Genomic DNA, 2,598 nt, shown 5'->3' on the forward strand with positions numbered 1-2,598 from the left:
AGCGCCGCACCGAGCAGACCCACCTGGTGCTCGGCGCCCCCGGCGTCGGGCGGCACGACGAGCGCCGCTGGGCGCTCAGCGTGCTGTCCGCGGCCCTCGGCGGCGGCATGAGCTCCCGGCTCTTCCAGGAGGTCAGGGAGAAGCGCGGGCTGGCCTACTCCGTGTACTCGTACACCTCCGGCTTCGCCGACTGCGGCCTCTTCGGCGTGTACGCCGGCTGCCGCCCCGCGCAGGCCGCCGACGTGCTCAAGCTCTGCCGCGAGGAGCTGGCGCAGGTCGCCGCGCACGGCCTCGCCGACGACGAGGTCGCCCGCGCCGTCGGCCAGCTGTGCGGCTCCCTGGTGCTGGGCCTGGAGGACACCGGCGCGCTGATGCACCGCCTCGGCAAGAGCGAGCTGTGCTGGGGCGAGCAGCTGTCGGTCGACGACATCCTGGCCCGGATCCGCGCCGTCACCCCCGGCGACGTACGCGAGGTGGCGGCGACCGTCCTGTCCCGGCGCCCGTCCCTGTCCGTCATAGGACCGGTCACGGACCGCCAGGCCACCGCGCTGCGGGAGGCCGTGGCCTGAGCGGGGGCGGGGCGCGCTCCCCATCGACTCATCGACACCGGAGGTAGTACGCACATGAGCACCCGGCTCAAGGTCGGCGTCATCGGCGCCCGCGGCCGTATCGGCTCCGAGGCCGCGCGGGCCGTCGAGGCCGCCGACGACATGGACCTCGTCGCCGCCGTCGACCGCGACGACGACCTCGCGGAGCTGGCGAAGGCCGGCGCCGAGGTCGCCGTCGAGCTGACCCACCCGGACTCCGCCCCCGCCAACGTCGACTTCTGCGTACGCAGCGGCATCCACGCCGTCGTCGGCACCACCGGCTGGACCGACGACCGCCTCGACGCCCTGCGCGCCCGGCTCGCCGACAGCCCCGGCACCGGCGTGCTCATCGCCCCGAACTTCTCCCTCGGCGCCGTCCTCACCATGCACTTCGCCCGGCAGGCCGCCCGGTTCTTCGAGTCCGCCGAGGTCGTGGAGCTGCACCACCCGAACAAGGCCGACGCCCCCTCCGGCACCGCCACCCGCACCGCGCGCCTCATCGCCGAGGCCCGCCGCGAGGCCGGCCTGCCGCCGCAGCCCGACGCCACCGCCACCGCCCTGCCCGGCGCCCGCGGCGCCGACGTCGACGGGGTGCCCGTGCACGCCGTACGGCTGCGGGGGCTCCTCGCCCACCAGGAGGTGCTGCTCGGCGACACCGGGGAGACCCTCACCATCCGGCACGACTCGCTGCACCACAGCAGCTTCATGCCGGGCATCCTGCTCGCCGCCCGCCGGGTGCGGGAGACCCCGGGCCTGACGGTCGGCCTGGAACACTTCCTCGACCTCGGCTGACGCCGCCGCCCGGACCCCGCTGATGCGCTCGAAGATCACGTACGTGGTGCTGTCGGCCGTGCTGGTCGTCTACTTCTTCCTCGCCGGCACCCGCGGCTGGTACCTGCTCCGCGAGGGCACGCCGGTGACCGTCGCCTTCGGCGTCGCCGTGCTGGTGCTCCCCGCCATCGGCATCTGGTTCCTGTGGCACACCACCGCCTTCGCGCGCGCCGCGAACGCGCTGGCGCGGGAGCTGGACGCCGAGGCGGTGGCGGGGGCGGAGAAGACGTACCCGGGCGTACGGGTCGAACGTACCGCCGTCGAGGGCTCGGCCCGCGAACTGCTCATCGAGGCGAGCAGGGACGCCGGCCTCCTCGTCACCGGCGCCCGCGGCCGCGGCGGCTTCACCGGGCTGCTCCTCGGCTCGGTCAGCCACGCGCTCCTGCAGCACGCGCACTGCCCGGTGGCCGTGGTACGCGGCGCGGGCGGGCACACCTGACCGGCCGCCGACCCGCCCCTGACACCCGCCGCACCGACGGCCGAAGGACCTGGAGAGGCACGATGGACACCTCGATCACCCCCACGGCACTCGCGGAGCTGCGCGAGCGGCGCCCGTACCCCGCCGTGTCGCTGACGCTACCCACGCACCGGCGCGCACCCCGCAACGCCGAGGACTCCGTGCGGCTGCGCAACGTCATCGCCGAGGCCGAGCGGCAGCTCGACCGCGACCCCGGCGTGACCCGCGCGGCCCGCGAGGAGGTCCGCGCGCAACTGGCCGCGGCGGTCGAGGAGACCGACCTCTCCATGGCGCTCGACGGCCTCGTCATCTTCGCCACCGTGGCCGAGCACCACGTGTTCGCCCTCCCGCGCGCCGTCCCCGAGCGGGTCGTGCTGGCCGACTCGTTCCTCACCCGCAACCTGGTGGCGGCGTACGCGGCGCAGCGCCCGTACTGGGTGCTGTCCCTGGCCGCCGACCGCGTCACCCTGTGGAGCGGCTCCGACCAGCACGTCACCGAGGCCACAGCAGGCGGCTTCCCGATGACCAGAAGACTCGACAACCCGGACGCGGAGCGCGAGGAGCGGATCGGGGACACCCCCAGCACGTTCCGCGACGAGGAGGTCCGCACCTTCCTGCGCGAGGCGGACGCCGCCCTGCACACCGTCCTGGCCAGGGACCCCAGACCCCTCTACGCCACCGGCGAGGACGCCGCCCTCGCCCTCCTCGCCGACACCGGCACCG

4 protein-coding genes are annotated in these 2,598 nt (G+C 75.1%); all 4 read left to right on the forward strand.

The annotated features are described in order from the left end of the window. The coding region (locus H5J30_RS26650; protein ID WP_181789879.1) for a M16 family metallopeptidase at positions 1 to 569 on the forward strand (569 nt) is incomplete at its 5' end. A 54-nt stretch (positions 570 to 623) separates the two neighbouring features. Then, entirely contained in the window at positions 624 to 1,379 is a 756-nt protein-coding gene (gene dapB, locus H5J30_RS26655) for a 4-hydroxy-tetrahydrodipicolinate reductase (protein WP_181789880.1), read from the forward strand. Between the two features lie 22 nt (positions 1,380 to 1,401). Beyond that, entirely contained in the window at positions 1,402 to 1,857 is a 456-nt protein-coding gene (locus tag H5J30_RS26660; RefSeq protein WP_258563551.1) for a universal stress protein, read from the forward strand. A gap of 62 nt (positions 1,858 to 1,919) precedes the next feature. Beyond that, positions 1,920 to 2,598 (forward strand): baeRF3 domain-containing protein (locus H5J30_RS26665; RefSeq protein WP_445194961.1); only part of this gene is annotated, 679 nt, incomplete at its 3' end.

The organism is Streptomyces phytophilus (assembly GCF_013870535.1).
Lineage (GTDB): Bacteria > Actinomycetota > Actinomycetes > Streptomycetales > Streptomycetaceae > Streptomyces > Streptomyces phytophilus.

What these genes read in the sequence shown, in the direction of transcription:
- dapB (WP_181789880.1), top strand. Translation starts at nt 624, where the DNA reads ATGAGCACCCGGCTCAAGGTCGGCGTCATCGGCGCCCGCGGCCGTATC.
- H5J30_RS26660 (WP_258563551.1), top strand. Translation starts at nt 1,402, where the DNA reads ATGCGCTCGAAGATCACGTACGTGGTGCTGTCGGCCGTGCTGGTCGTC.